Here is a 15,205-nt window from a genome sequence, read left to right as displayed (position 1 = left end):
GGTTCGCAGCTTACAGGCGAAAAAAGAAAAATCGTCGCCACCTGTTCTTGCCCCGACCAGCACGGCCAGAGCTTTCATCCAAAGGAACCCGGCGATGCCAGGCCCCGGGCCAGTGCCCGGGCAGCCGTACCGGCAGCCGGGCCAGCGGCCCAGGCGGTCATCGCGCCTGGGGCTGTGAGCAGCGTATCTGCTACGGCTGCTGTCGGTGGCGGAAAAAGCCAAAAGCCCCTGATACAGGGGCCCTGGTAATTATCTGTTTTTGTTGAGCACGTTGCGGGCACATTCGATGATGTCCTTATAGCGGAACATCAGGGAATAGCGCTTGCCGCCTACTTGGTGCCAGAGAATTGATGCGCGGATGCCGGAGAGCAGCAGGGCGCGAATCATCTCCTGCAGCTCGGTACGACGCAGATAGTGCTCCTCACCATAGATGATGAGCTTAGGGAAATTAGGGCTGATTAAATTGCTGTAAATGCCTGAGTAGAGCTTGATGACATCGTAATCCATGAGGATATTGTCTTCTTCAGTCTCATATTCAGGGTGCATCAGCAGCACATTGGAGCGCAGGCTGTCGACTTCACGGTCAAGCTGACTGTAAATCATGTCCTGCTTTTCAAGATTGCTCACCAGGCCCAGGATGCTGAAAGCGATTTTGATAAGTTCAGCATTTTTAGGCTGGGCAGCCTCCTTTGGGTACAGGGAGGTAAGCAGCTGGTTCAGACCGGACTCAAGACGCTTGGGATCGTAGATGTCCTCAATGGCATCAGGCTCGGTAATGACCAGAGCACGCATTAAAGGTGCAATAGTGTGCTCATCTACGCTGCCGGTACGGGCAACACGCTGGATTTGGGCAGCAGACTGGAATAAAGCGGCCAGTGCAAGGGTTTCAGAATAAATGTTGTTAGCCATGACAGAAATCCAGGGAAATCCAGTAAAAATGACAACTGTAGTAAAAGGGTTTATGCCTGCAGGCCTCTCGGCACAGTATCGATTCCGGCCTGTATCAGCTCAGCCAGGATAATCAGGGCATTGCCAGGCCATGGCAAAGTTGTGGTCCTGCGGCCTGACTTCAGCTGCGGTCCTGTGGCCTGACTTCTGCTGCAGTCCTGCGGTCTGATTTCAGCTGCAGTCCTGCGGCCTGACTTCAGCTGCAGTGCCTGACGGCGTTTCCGTCAGGAGGCGCAGCCTGCAAGTCACTGCAGAGACCTGATGCCTGCCTTTTTAATCTTTAATCGGTGCTTCGATTACGGCACCGCCAAGGCAGTCCTGACCGTTGTAGAACACAACTGACTGGCCAGGGGCAATGGCAGCTACAGGATTGTCAAAGGTAACTTTGAGCATGGTGCGCTCAGTTGACTGTGAAGCTTCAGACTGACCTGCCTCTTCGGTGCACAGACCGGCCTGAGAGGCGCTGACGCGCTCTACAGTACAAGGCACATCAGGCTGACGGTAGCGTACCTTACATGTGCAGTGCAGCGGCAATTCCGGGGCATCGATAATCCATGTCTCAGAGCCGGCATACAGACCGTTGGCATACAGAGCCTTGTGCTCATGGCCCTGAGCTACGATCAGGGCATTGTTCTTCATGTCCTTGTCGACTACATACCATGCTTCACCGGTACCGTCGGCACTGCCGCCAATATGAAGCCCCTTTCTCTGACCAATGGTGCAGTACATAAGGCCAGGGTGTTCACCCATAACCTTACCTGCAGTAGAGATAATTGGACCTGGAGTGGAGGCGTCAGGCAGATACTGTTTGAGGAACTGGCCAAAACGTTTTTCGCCTATGAAGCAGATGCCTGTACTGTCCTTCTTGCGGGCAGTGGCAAGACCGCGCTCTTCGGCCATGGCTCTTACCTGAGGTTTTGGCAGATGGCCTACAGGGAACAGCACCTTGTGCAGTCTGTCCGGGCCTATGGCATGGAGGAAGTAGGACTGATCTTTGTTACTGTCCAGACCTCTGAGCAGATGAGCCGGAGCATCAATGCCACCATCAAAGCTGCGCAGACAGTAGTGGCCTGTAGCAATAAAGTCGGCATTGAGATCCTCAAGGGCATACTCAAGGAAAGCCTTGAACTTGATTTCCTTATTGCACAGGATGTCAGGATTAGGGGTACGACCGGCGCGGTATTCGCTCAGAAAGTTCTCAAAAACGCTGTCCCAGTATTCGGCAGCAAAGTTGATGGTTTTGAGCTCAATTCCCAGAGTGTCACAGACCTGCTGAGCATCAGCACGGTCCTGAGCGGCCGAGCAGTAGGTATCGGTATCGTCTTCTTCCCAGTTCTTCATGAACAGGGCGGTTACCTTCATGCCGGCTTCCTTGAGCAGGGCGGCCGACAGTGATGAGTCCACACCGCCGGATACGCCTACTACAACGTGGCGTCCCTGCAGCTGGTCATAGGGAATATCCGCAGCAAAGCGGTAATCGGAGGGCATCAGCCAGTTAGTCATCGCGCGTATCAGCTGCGTACAGTAGTAATAAAGGAAAGAGGAACGGACTGACCATTGAAGTAGTCTTCAAAGTTTGGTCCGATAAGACGGGTACGCCACATGTCACGGGCGCCAAAAATCTCTTCGCGGGTAAGCCACTTGATGTCTACGATATCGCCATCAGGGTCGCTGATTTTGACCCTGGAAGGATCATTGTCCTTAAGGTGAGCCTTGAAAGTGAAACGCAGAATGGTTTCATTGTCCTTGACGTAATCGTAGACACCTACGAGGTGGTCGAGTTCGACTTCGCAGCCGCACTCCTCAAGACCCTCACGCAGGGCAGCTTCGACAATGCTTTCACGGGCTTCAACATGTCCTGCCACAGTACCAAAGCACAGATCACCTGTCTCCTGGTACTCTTCGACCATTAAGAAACGGCCCTCGTGCTCAATAATCAGAGCCACGGTAAGATTTGGCTTAAAACGAGCTGACATGTCTGCCTCGCATCAAAAAACAAAAACGCCTTAAAGCTGGAAAAGGACGCCACTGTGGGCTTGTCCCATGCAATTAAAGCTGAGATTTTAGCAAAGATGCCTGAATTTTTGTAGATATATACGGCCTGCAGGCAAAATTTTGCACCACAAAAAACATCCAGGAAAACCGGATAAATAAGCGTACCGTTCAAGACGTCACCAGAATATCATCCCCGAACACACGCCCGCTACGCCTGTCGCATAACCCGCTGCACCACCAGTAACCGCCCCCTCAGCCAAACAAAATAACCACTGCCATCATCACATCCATCCACAGCAAAGCCCCCAGAAGATGGCAGCCATGAAGGCAGCTCGATGAAGTGATACAGAGCCAATGTGAAGGCGCATTTTCAAAATGGATGCCCCGGAAGCTGTATTGCCAGGTTATGCCGGGTATTGTTGATGGGCTCTAAAAAGGCTGGTCCTTTTCCATTGTGCATCGTGGCTGCTCGGGCCAGAATGCAAAAAAGGCGGGAAAACCCGCCTTAAGATAACAGAAAAGAAAAAGTGAAATTATTATCGTCCCAGCAGGCTCAGCGCAATGGTTGGACGCTGGTTAGCCTGTGCCAGAACGGTCTGGGAAGCCTGCTGGATAATATTGCCCTGGGTCAGTGCTGCGGTCTCTGCGGCAAAGTCAGTGTCCCTGATTCTGCTGCGGGCATCTGCCTCATTTTCAGAAATACAGGCCTGATTGCGAATAGCGCTCTCCATTCTGTTCTGTAAAGCGCCCAGCACGGAACGCTTGGAGTCAACAGCCTGAATTACCTTGTCGATATTGGCCAGAGTATTGGTTGATGTTGCTGCAGTAGAAACAGACCATCTTACTGTGTTGCCATTTGCGTTATCCGCCTTAAAAATGCCATTTGTAGCCGTTTTATCTCCAGCACCAAGATTTGCCATCTTTGCCAGACCTGACATGGTAAAGGCAACAGACCAGTTCATGGTGAGGGTGTCATTAGCATTAGCGCCAACCTGGAATACGATGGCGCCGGCATTATGAGAGCCCTGACTGGGGATTAAGCTTGTAGGGTTTTTCAGCCAGTCGCTACCATTGTTTGGATCACGTGGGCCGTTAAGGACTGTTGCACCTGCAAAGGTGGTCTGCTGGGCGATACGGGTAATTTCAGCGGAGAGCTGGGTAACTTCTTCCTGAAGAGCCTTTCTGTCAGCTTCGGAGTTAGTGCCGTTGGCGGACTGCACGGCCAGCACGCGAATGCGCTGGAGCATGTTAGTGGTTTCGTCCAGGGCACCTTCGATAGTCTGTGCCAGAGCGATGCCGTCGTTGGTGTTGCGGTTGCCCTGGTTAAGGCCATTAATCTGGGAGGTAAGTCTGTCTGAGATCTGCAGACCTGCTGCGTCGTCCTTGGCGGAGTTAATACGCATACCAGAGGCCAGTCTCTGGTAGGAGGTGTTCAGGTTTAAAGTGGCGTTACTCAGTTTCCTTTGGGCATTAATGGAACTGACGTTCGTATTAACGTAAAGGGCCATATCTCTTTCCTCATCTCTCTCAATCTGTTAGCAGGGCATAACCAGACTCTTGAAGTCTGGAGCCGCGACTTTATTGTCAGACGGCTGTTATGGGCTATGCCTTGCTACAGTAATAAATCCCTTGCTTATGGGATTTATGCAGCTGTTATATCTTCAGCTGTGCTCATACAAAAGCAGGATCTTTGGCCCGCTTAAGTTAAAGCAATAAAGTTAATATCGCCTTAGCGGCCCAGCAGGCTCAGCGCAATAGTAGGACGCTGGTTAGCCTGAGCCAGTACGGTCTGGCAAGCCTGCTGGATAATGTTGCCCTGGGTCAGTGCTGCGGTCTCTGCGGCAAAGTCTGTGTCTCTGATTCTGCTGCGGGCATCTGCCTCGTTTTCAGAAATACCGGCCTGATTACGAATAGCGCTCTCCATTCTGTTCTGTAAAGCGCCCAGCACGGAACGCTTGGAGTCAACAGCCTGAATTACCTTGTCGATATTGGCCAGAGTATTGGTTGATGTAGCTGCAGTAGAAACAGACCATCTTACTGTGTTGCCATTTGCACCGTCGGCCTTAAAAATACCATTTGTAGCCGTTTTATCTCCAGCACCAAGATTTGCCATCTTTGCCAGACCTGACATGGTAAAGGCAACAGACCAGTTCATGGTGAGGGTGTCATTGGCATTAGCGCCAACCTGGAATACGATGGCGCCGGCATTATGAGAGCCCTGGCTGGGGATTAAGCTTGTAGGGTTTTTCAGCCAGTCGCTGCCATTGTTTGGATCACGTGGGCCGTTCAGGACGGTTGCACCTGCAAAGGTGGTCTGCTGGGCGATACGGGTAATTTCCTGGGACAGCTGGGTAACCTCTTCCTGAAGAGCCTTTCTGTCAGCTTCGGAGTTGGTGCCGTTGGCGGACTGTACGGCCAGCACACGGATGCGCTGGAGCATGTTGGTGGTTTCGTCCAGGGCGCCTTCGATAGTCTGTGCCAGAGCGATGCCGTCGTTGGTGTTGCGGTTGCCCTGGTTAAGGCCATTAATCTGGGAGGTAAGTCTGTCTGAGATCTGCAGACCAGCTGCGTCGTCCTTGGCGGAGTTAATACGCATACCAGAGGCCAGTCTCTGGTAGGAGGTATTCAGGTTTAAAGTGGCGTTACTCAGTTTCCTTTGGGCATTAATGGAACTGACGTTCGTATTAACGTAAAGGGCCATATCTCTTTCCTCTTCTCTCTCTCTCAATCTGTTAGCAGGGCATAACCAGATTGCTCGGTATACAGCCGCGACTTTATTGTCAGATGGTCGTTATGGGCTATGCCTTGCTACAGTAATAAATCCCTTGCTTATGGGATTTATGCAGCTGTTATATCTTCAGCTGTCTCATACAAAAGCGGGAGCTTTGGCCCGCTTAAGGTAAAGCAATAAAGTTAATATCGCCTTAGCGGCCAAGCAGGCTCAGCGCAATAGTAGGACGCTGATTGGCCTGGGCCAGCACGGTCTGGGAAGCCTGCTGGATGATATTGCCCTGGGTCAGTGCTGCGGTCTCTGCAGCAAAGTCAGTGTCCCTGATTCTGCTGCGGGCATCAGACTGGTTCTCTGAGATATTAGCCTGATTACGGATAGCGCTCTCCATTCTGTTTTGTAAAGCACCAAGTCCGGCGCGCTTGGAGTCAACTGCCTGGATGTACTTGTCGATGTTACCAAGTACGGCGGTTGCCAGAGAGGCCATGGAAATGGTCCAGACATAGAAGTTGCCGGACTTGTGAATGCCGTCAGTGTTTTTATCTGGACCAGTCTGACCCTTAACCTGGGAGATAAGGCCGGTCATGGTAAAGGCCTTGCTCCAGTCTAATGTCAGTGTGTTGCCTGCGTTAGCGCCAACCTGGAAAGTGAGTTTGCCATCTGTTGGAATCAGCCCCTTGCCTGCGCCGTCCAGAATCTGCTGTCCGGCGAAAGTAGTCTGTTTTGCGATACGTGTGATTTCCTGGGAGAGCTGGGAAACTTCTTCCTGGAGGGCTTTGCGGTCGGAGGCGGAGTTGGTTCCGTTGGCGGACTGTACGGCCAGGACGCGAATGCGCTGGAGCATGTTGGTAGTTTCGTCCAGGGCGCCTTCGATAGTCTGAGCCAGAGCGATGCCGTCGTTGGTGTTGCGGTTACCCTGGTTGAGGCCATTAATCTGGGAGGTGAGTCTGTCTGAGATCTGCAGACCAGCTGCGTCGTCCTTGGCGGAGTTAATTCGCAGACCAGATGACAGTCTCTGATAGGAGACATTCAGGTTTAAAGTAGCATTGCTGAGCTTTCTTTGCGCATTAATGCTGCTTACGTTCGTATTGACGTAAAGGGCCATAGTATTTCTCTCTCTTCTCTCATGTAGTTTGGACCGGGTGTCTTATGTTTATTGATCAATGGCACCGGCCTTTACAGTCAAATATCATGCAATGTACATGCCTCAATTTTTGGCTTAAAAAAGCCTGCCCTCTACTTTTAACGCGTGAACAGTTCCTGTATTTATAAATCCAAACTGGTCTGTATCATTTAGCTGGCAATGAGATTTTGGGTCGGCAAAATTATGATAATTTCAGCCGTACTTGCTTATGAGATGCGTGTGGTAAATGGGAGCTTCTGCAGGTGTTCTGGCCAATGTTTGCAGATACACTTCAGATTACATTTTGTAGAGTATTAATTGGGGCGTGATATCAGGGGCGTGATGCCAGTGGCGCCTGAGGTGGCCTGTGAGACATGGCTCGGAGGTGCGGTGGGGTGGGGTTGGCTTTGGATGGTAGAGGCTGAGGTGGGAAATGTGGAGCATGCTGTTGCGCTGAAGACCGACAGATTCGTGCTTTAAATTGATAAAGCCCGGTCTTTCCTGTGGGAAAGCCGGGCTTTGGTGGCAGCTGCCGCTGCCGCTGCAGCCAGGGGCTGTAAGGCGCCTGACTGGCAGCTGCATGGGGCTGGCCGCTTACATGTGGGCGATGATTGCGTCGCCGAAGTCAGCGGTGGACAGGGCCTGGGCGCCTTCCATCTGAGCGGCGAAGTCTGAGGTGACCTTGCCGGCGCTGATGGCAGATTCCATACCCTTGATGATGAGGTCAGCAGCCTCGTTCCAGCCAATGTGACGCAGCATCAGCTCAGCTGAAAGAATGATGGAGCCAGGGTTGGCAATGCCCTTACCTGCGATGGTTGGGGCGGTGCCATGAGTGGCCTCGAAGATAGCGGCCTCAGTGCCGATGTTGGCGCCTGGGGCAATGCCGATACCGCCTACGATAGCGGCCAGGGCATCGGAGATATAGTCGCCATTTAAGTTCATGGCAGCAACTACATCATAGTCAGCAGGGTAGAGCAGGATATTCTGCAGGAAGGCGTCTGCAATGACGTCCTTGATGACAATGTCACGACCGGTGTTTGGGTTCTTGAAGGAGATAACACCCTTGTCATCGGCCTTTGCGCCAAACTCACGCTCAGCAAGCTCATAGCCCCACTTCTTGAAGCCACCCTCGGTGAACTTCATGATATTGCCCTTGTGGACGATGGTAACGCTCTTGCGGTCATGGTCTATGGCATAGTTGATGGCAGCGCGGATAAGACGCTCGGTGCCCTGCTTTGACATTGGCTTGATGCCTATGCCGCAGTGCTCTGGGTGACGCAGCTTCTTAACACCCATGGTGTTCTGCAGGAAGTCGATAACCTGCTTTGCGCCCTCGCTGTCAGCTTCCCACTCGATACCGGCATAAATGTCTTCAGCATTCTCACGGAAGATAATGGTGTCGGTAAGCTCAGGGTGCTTAACCGGGCTTGGGGTGCCCTTGAAGTAGCGTACTGGACGCAGGCAAATGTACAGATCAAGGCCCTGACGCATGGCAACGTTCAGAGAGCGGATACCGCCGCCTACTGGGGTAGTAAGAGGACCCTTGATGGCAACATGGTAGTCCTTGATGAACTCCATGGTCTCATCAGGCAGGTAGACAAATTCGCCATAGACTTCGCAGGAACGGCCGCCGGCATAGATTTCCATCCAGGAGATCTTCTTTGCACCACCATAGGCTTTTTCAACAGCAGCATTGACCACCTTGTGCATGACAGGGGTGATATCCTCACCAATACCGTCACCGCGAATAAAAGGAATAACTGGATTGGCAGGAACGGTCAGACGACCCTGTGCATCCACGGAAATCTTGTCACCCTCAGGAACTGTGACCTTACTGATAAAGCTCATGAACAACCCTCAAAAAAGCCTTTATGGTTATACCTGACCTCTGTAGCCTGACATATCCGCCGGGGTACCCTGGCGGCGCCTTGAGCACTGCAAACTGTAGCCTGTACTCATGGCAGCGTGCCTGGGCCCGAGGTCTGATTGCTGGCACATATCCTAACCTAAAAAGACCTGGCTCACAGTCAGTAAGGCGGTCTAAACAGCTGCAAAAGCCCTGTAAAGGCGGCTGTCACTGCCTTATGCACACTTTTGCAGCATATCATGGTAATACTGCCCCGTTGTGGGGCCATATTTATGAGCATGGCATGATGCTGGATTATCTGGGAGTGCTTGAGTGTGCCTTGCAGCTTGTAGTCTGGCAGCTGGCCGGAGCTTATGGCATGCAGGTGGGGCTGTAAGTCAGCAGTAGGATGGCGGGGTGGGGCGCAGACTGGCGGGAATGAGCTCTGATAGCTGTTTTGTCAGTTCATAAATGCAGCAGGGCAGATCCTTGTGGGGATCTGCCCTGATTATGGGGTATTTTACCAGCATGGCGGGCCGCAGCGCAGCCAGTCTCAGCCCTGGAGCGGCAGTGCCCGGGGGAGGACGGCGTGGTGCGACGCTGGTGTTGTGTTGCTATTCGACCTGACTGAAGTCAATCACTGGAGATGGGGCGCTGTAGCGGTCGCCGCTGCGGCGGTACTCCATGATCTCTTCCTGACGCTGGCGGTCGCGGGCGCGACGCTCGGCAGCTTCAGCTTCACTTTGAGCACGCTGTTTGTCTATGCGGGACTGCAGACGCTCACTGGCCTCAGCACGGCTCTGATCGGAAAGAGGATCACGACGTGCCTGATAGCCCTCCAGAGTCTGCTGTTCACGGCGCTGCTGTGCAGCCTTATTGCGCATGGCCGCCTGCTCGGCACGGCGCTTTTCTATATCAGTCTGATAATTGCTGCGATCAATAACCTTCTCAGTGTTGTTGTCAGTTCCATCATTGATATTACTGAAATCAATAGCCTGAGATGGCTTTTCGTAGCGCTCGGAAAAATCAGGTGCTGCGGTCATGTCTGGTGTAAAGCTGCGCTGGGACGGTCCTTGCGGCTTTCTTTGTGGAGCTGCAGGATCGCCGGTTGGCTCATTTTCATCAACCTGACTGAAATCAATAGCCTGAGATGGCTTTTCGTAGCGCTTGGAAAAATCAGGTGCTCCGGTCATGTCTGGTGTAAAGCTGCGCTGGGACGGTCCCTGCGGCTTTCTTTGTGGAGCTGCAGGATCGTTGGTTGGCTCATTTTCATCAACCTGACTGAAGTCTATTACCGGGAAGTCGCGGTCAAAGAGATCCCCTTGACGGCGCATTTCAATATAATCCTGCTGTTGCTGACGCTCTAGAGCTTTCTGTCGAGCCTCTGCGGCATTTAACTGGGCTCTTTCATGGTCAATGCGCTGCTGGAGTCTGGCCTCTGCCTCTGCACTGGTCTTTTCAGACAGAGGGTCACGTGGAGCCTGTCTTGCGCTCTGACGATCTGGCTCTCTGGCCTTTGCCTCACGCATCCTGGCCTGAGCCTCTTCGTTCTGGGCGCGCTCACGATCAATGCGCTCCTGCAGTCTTGCTGATGCTTCAGCACGGCTGCGATCCGAGAGTGGATCGTTAAAGACGCTGTTGCTCTTAGGAGGTGCACTGCGCTGTAAATTACGATCTGCTGGCGGGTACTTTCTGTTGCCCTCATCGAGCAAAGATGGACCCTGAGCCTGATAAAGGTTGTTGTTAGCAGCATGATCTGCAGCGGCATGGCTGCCAAAAGAGCTGCCGGCATTATCAAAAACAGATCCCTGAGAGGAGGCTACGCCCGATCCGTGAGTATTAAATTCTGGCAGAGGTGCGCCTGGATTTACCCCCTGTTGCTGTCCCAGATTATAGGCATCATCAACAGTAAAATTCTTGAGCGGTGAAGTTCCCGACTGAGCTGTTAATGATCCAGCCTGAGCCACAGCGCCAGTGCTGGCGGAGTCAATACCATCATTCTTTGGCTGTAAAAGCAGATCGCTTAGCTGAGGATCAGATGAGCTGGCTGCATCGCCCATAGAATTCTGCATGTTCTGAGCTTTGCTCAGATAGGAAATCAGTGGTCTGTTGTTATGGTGATCAACAAGGCGCAGCAGCAATTCCTTTACAGCCGGACTTTCAGGTGAAGTCGCGTTCTGACTTGAGCAGATTTCCTTGCACTTCATCTTGGTGCACAGAGGATTCTGATAGGAATCATTGCACACTACAGTCTTGTAGGCCTCAACAACAGGCAGGGCTTCAATAACGTTTTTGAGGGCGCCCTCAACATTGAAATCTATATTGCGGTTGAGTTCGATTACATGATTGAGAATATCTGACGGAATGGCGCTGTCATCAGTTATGCCACTGCGGTCGGTAAATTTGCCCAGCACTATGCCATCGGACTGACCTGTAAAGGAGTAACCAAGATTCTGACCATTGGTGCGGTTGGTCATGCGATAGGAAATGGCCAGAGATCGGTATGGGGTATTTATCAGATCATGGATGAAGTGGACGTAATTGCCATAATCCTTGATGTTCAGTACATACTTGGAGTTACGGGAAGTCTCTTTTTGCCAGGTGATGAGACTGGTCTTGTTGACTGTCTGCATACCAACCAGCAGATCTCCGTCCACGCGGCTTTCGGTAATAAGAATGCCACTGCTCTGGAAGCGGTTGGACTTGCCGTAGAAGTAGATAGTACGAGAATCGATGCGGGTATTCCTGGTGTAGTAGGTAGTGGTGTACTGAGGCTCGTCTGAGTGGAAGTTGGTCAGCATTTCAAAGGTCTTGCGGCCTGAAGAAATGACATAGACGCGGCCAAAGCCCTCGGCGCGATCGTCTCGGCAGGAGCCTTCCCAGAACAGGATGGAGTTGGGCAGCAGAATACCGTCAAGCAGATCCGAGGCTACCAGGCACTTTTCGCTCTTGTTGGCCGGTTGCTTGTACTTGAGAATGGTTTCGTAATTGTTGTTGTAATTGGCTGCAATCTGATTGTGCTGCTCAAAAAGCACGCGCTCGTAATCAAGATGAGGGCTGTTAATCAGCAGTTCGGATGCCGTCTCCATGGACACTCTGGCATCGGTCTCATCGATTACTTCCTCAGCGGCATGGGCAGCGGCAGCAAGAGTAGATGATTCTGCATATGCAGGAGAACTGAGGGTCAGCGCTGTAGCCACAGCGGCTGCGGAGGCCGCAGTGGTACGACCTGAAAGACGGGAAAGGGATGAAAGTGCTTTTTTGCAGACCAGAGAAAGGCCTGAGGCCAAACATTTGCCGTCAGCTGATTCGTTTGAGTCGTGGTTAATCAGTGACTTGGGGCAGGTGTCTGTGGCAGGAGCCTTATTTTGCTGCTGAGCAGACATGACAGTATGGTCCAGGTTATATGCAATAACTCGGACTGAGGCTCGTGAGCCGGTGCTGTCTGTCAGCTTGTAAGAACACTTAATGTCTGGGTACAGCAAATCAGTAATCAACAGGCCTGAGCCTGTATGCTCCTATTAAAATTAAAAATTATGTCGCCCTGAACTGTGGCATGCATGGCATAACAAACCTGTCTTACAGCCATAGTTTAATACCTGGGCAATGGCCTTTTGTAAGCAAAAAACGCGCCCGTGACTGAAATTGACCCATATGGAAACATGGGAGCTAACAGGCATTATGGCTTGATAGCAGCTGCTCTCAGGAACACAGGTGTGCCTTAAAAACTGTCAAATCGTGGTGCTCAGGCATCTTGATTCCTGATTGAGGTGCAGCACCGGAATGTATTGTTTTAACCTGAAACTGCAGTAGCAGCCAGACGCAAAACAGCCACTGGCAGGGGCTGTCAGTAAAAAACGGTAATACGCGTCGTAACACAGAAAAGTACTGCAGAGTTTTGTCTATGACCGCCCTGAAAATATCAGAGCTTTAAAATTCGGCTTAGCAAAATAGCTTAAATGCAATCATGATGAAAGTCAAAGACGGACCTGGATATCCATAAAAGTGCACGAATACGATATATATCAGTGAATTTGCATTAATTGACAGCCTTTTGTGTCCCGCTTGCTACGCTCGTCCTCAGCCTGGCTGATCCCTACTCTGTAAACTCACAGGGCAATGCCTGTCATAATCCCACAGTCCCATTGCCACGCATAAACCTGAGTCCAATTGCAGCAAAAGGCAGATAAGGCCGCTGAACCATGGACAAGTCACTTATACACGACTTTACATCCATGCCTGCAATAACAGGAACGGGGCAATATGGCTTGATGGCGGCATTTCATTGAGAGGATCGGTATGGAAAGGGCTGTAAAGGTAAGAGAAGGCCGTCTTGCAGCATGGCTCAACTCAGCAGTGCCGCCCTGCTGTGAGAGGTTTTTTAGCCATTAAAGTATTGTCATGCCGTGAAATGAATGCAGGACAGAGCATCGCTCCAGGGCATAAGAAGACAGAAATGCCATGCCATGGCGCTGGGATAGACATGGCAGAACTGCGCCCCTGGATAGACATGGCAGAACTATGCACCGAAACAGGAATGGCAGAACTGCGCCCCTGGACAGACATGGCAGAACTATGCACCGAAACAGGAATGGCAGAACTGCGCTCCTGGACAGACATGGCAGAACTGCGCCCCGAAACAGGAATGGAAGAACTGCGCTCCTGGATAGACATGGCAGAACTGCGCTCCGAAACTGGACTGGAAGAAGTGCGCTCAGGAAAGGCACGGAGGGGGTGCACTACGTGACAGGCACGACAGCCCTGGTCTGCTGGCAGCGGTCTGACTGAAGCCCGGAATCTGTAAAAATCTGGCGCTTTATGAGCCGGTAATGGCCTGTGATCTTAAATGAAATGCTTTGAGCCAGTGCTATGGCTGGATAACAGGGCAATAAGGCAAATATAAGGTCAGCGACGCCTGTTATGGACCGATGCCTGTGCTTCAGGTGATGCGCGGACGAGAGGCTGGCTTTGCAGCCTAGGGAGTTTACGAGCGGGGGCGGTATGGTTTTGCAGCAGGGCTGCAACAGCAGGTACCAGTGATATAGCAAGAGAGCGGCGGTACCTTGAGGGAACTGGTATGGTTCTACCAGGGGCAGGGCGGACTGGATGTGCCCAGGATAGATGTGGTGGGCCTTTCGGGGCAGATAAGGTCAGCTAAGGTCAACAAAGGGCAGCTGTGCATGCCTGCATTGCTGGAGTGATCGCAGATCAGCTCAGTACTGTATTGATGATATCGCTGGCGGTGACAGGGTCCTGAGGACTTTCCTGGTGATCTACTACATGGTAGCTGGCAATAACAACTGATGCTCCGGAGAGTAAAACCAGGGAAATAATAATTCCAGCAACAATTTTAATCAATGATAAGGACCTGTGTTTGGTTGTCATTCTCTTGTGCTCAGTTGATGCCCTCTGAGGCTTAAGCAGCGGACACGACAAAGTAAATGCTTGTGTGAGTTTTTTGCGGAATCAGAGGTACTGGTACGTAACCGTACAGGCAAAAGCATTCAGGCAAGGTGCTCTAATGCTTCCTTATCCACATAATCAGGCAGAACCCTGTCAGTGCCGGGCAATGCATATGCCCTGGAGGCATATGAGCATGAGTTTGCTCCAGCTGCTTCAGTCACAGGGGGCTAAAGATCTTTTGCAGTATGGCTGTTCCAGCCTTTGCACGTTTAAGATAGCGTGCTCACATTAAGCAGAGGTCAAAATTATGTACTTTCATCTGACAGACCATAAAGGACTCGCAGCAGCTGTTATATTCAGCAATTTATCTGGCTGAATCTCGCTTCATTGCTGCCTGCAGGCCATGGTCACATAATTTCGGGCAGATACTCTGAACTAAGTAAATTGGTCGTTCTTCAGCTCAAAATGGCCGTCTTTGATGTCATTATGTGCATCTATAATAGAACTTTTCGTTTGTAAAGTGTAAGTCTGAGTCTTATTGTGTTTCAAATAAAGGCTCATCATTACTGTGTCAGCCACAGAAATTTGCAGCTTCCCGCAGCCGACGCAATTAAATTAGCATTAGTCCCAGGACCGGGCAAGACAGGCAAAGATGACGTAGTTTTTTGATCTGTTGTGCTAGAGAAAAATGCAAAATGCTATGTATGTCACAATGTTACGCGGTAACAATGGAAAGTGGGATCACGATCACTTAATGGCGGCGGTAAAAAATAATTTTTGCCGGCCATTACCCATGGACTCAAAATTAACGATATTTCAGGCAAAAATGCCGAGCGCTACACCCGACTGCCAATTTAAATAAAATTACGCTTGAACTGGAAAAATCGCATCCAGGCCCCATCAACAGGCCTTGATAAGACTGACACTCATATATCATGCAATGTCGTCAAATTTGACCTGTAGCAGCTTGAATCACCTCTGTTTTAAGCTGTCTGCCCTGCAGCCAAAAATGACGGTCCTTTTAAAGCTGCGGATACCACACGTCTCACCCAGCTGCAGATAGCAGTGTCCACCAGCTGTAGGGCTATTTGTCTTACAGCTGCAGGTATCAGTAGCCAGCAGCTGTAGGGCTATTTGTCTCACAGCTGCCAGTATCTGTAGC

The 15,205-nt window shown here is 51.3% G+C and carries 10 protein-coding genes; 1 reads left to right on the top strand and 9 read right to left on the bottom strand.

Features of this window, described 5'->3' with window-relative positions; genetic code table 11:
• Positions 1 to 249 precede the first annotated feature (249 nt).
• The 8 genes from MXE39_RS03855 to MXE39_RS03820 form a co-directional block, all read right to left on the bottom strand.
• The gene (locus MXE39_RS03855; RefSeq protein WP_246977421.1) at positions 250 to 909 is read right to left on the bottom strand and encodes a DUF489 family protein; all 660 of its coding nucleotides are present in this window, start codon (positions 907 to 909) and stop codon (positions 250 to 252) included.
• Positions 910 to 1,221: 312 nt separating this feature from the next.
• Complete coding sequence (gene mnmA / locus MXE39_RS03850) at positions 1,222 to 2,436, bottom strand: tRNA 2-thiouridine(34) synthase MnmA (protein WP_246977449.1); 1,215 nt, start codon at positions 2,434 to 2,436, stop codon at positions 1,222 to 1,224.
• A 23-nt stretch (positions 2,437 to 2,459) separates the two neighbouring features.
• Positions 2,460 to 2,924, bottom strand: a complete 465-nt coding sequence (locus tag MXE39_RS03845) for an NUDIX domain-containing protein (protein WP_246977420.1) — start codon at positions 2,922 to 2,924, stop codon at positions 2,460 to 2,462.
• A 555-nt stretch (positions 2,925 to 3,479) separates the two neighbouring features.
• Positions 3,480 to 4,451 carry a flagellin gene (locus MXE39_RS03840; RefSeq protein ID WP_246977418.1) on the bottom strand — a complete coding sequence of 324 codons (972 nt, stop codon included), beginning with the start codon at positions 4,449 to 4,451 and terminating at the stop codon, positions 3,480 to 3,482.
• Positions 4,452 to 4,672: 221 nt separating this feature from the next.
• Positions 4,673 to 5,644, bottom strand: a complete 972-nt coding sequence (locus MXE39_RS03835) for a flagellin (protein ID WP_246977416.1) — start codon at positions 5,642 to 5,644, stop codon at positions 4,673 to 4,675.
• 223 nt (positions 5,645 to 5,867) lie between these two features.
• The gene (locus MXE39_RS03830) at positions 5,868 to 6,776 is read right to left on the bottom strand and encodes a flagellin (protein ID WP_246977415.1); all 909 of its coding nucleotides are present in this window, start codon (positions 6,774 to 6,776) and stop codon (positions 5,868 to 5,870) included.
• 612 nt (positions 6,777 to 7,388) lie between these two features.
• Entirely contained in the window at positions 7,389 to 8,642 is a 1,254-nt protein-coding gene (gene icd / locus MXE39_RS03825) for an NADP-dependent isocitrate dehydrogenase (RefSeq protein ID WP_246977413.1), read from the bottom strand.
• Between the two features lie 612 nt (positions 8,643 to 9,254).
• Entirely contained in the window at positions 9,255 to 12,026 is a 2,772-nt protein-coding gene (locus MXE39_RS03820; RefSeq protein ID WP_246977412.1) for a hypothetical protein, read from the bottom strand.
• 983 nt (positions 12,027 to 13,009) lie between these two features.
• Here MXE39_RS03820 and MXE39_RS03815 point away from each other — a divergent pair.
• Positions 13,010 to 13,387 carry a hypothetical protein gene (locus tag MXE39_RS03815; RefSeq protein WP_246977411.1) on the top strand — a complete coding sequence of 126 codons (378 nt, stop codon included), beginning with the start codon at positions 13,010 to 13,012 and terminating at the stop codon, positions 13,385 to 13,387.
• Positions 13,388 to 13,848: 461 nt separating this feature from the next.
• Here the strand turns inward: MXE39_RS03815 and MXE39_RS03810 are convergent, their stop codons facing one another.
• Positions 13,849 to 13,998, bottom strand: coding sequence for a hypothetical protein (locus tag MXE39_RS03810; protein WP_246977410.1), 150 nt, complete (start codon positions 13,996 to 13,998; stop codon positions 13,849 to 13,851).
• Positions 13,999 to 15,205: the final 1,207 nt, after the last annotated feature.

Origin of the sequence: Anaerobiospirillum sp. NML120511 (assembly GCF_023050955.1) — a bacterium.
Classification (GTDB): Bacteria; Pseudomonadota; Gammaproteobacteria; order Enterobacterales; family Succinivibrionaceae; genus Anaerobiospirillum.
Note: the sequence above shows the minus strand (reverse complement) of the source record. Positions and strands in the feature narration are given on the sequence as shown.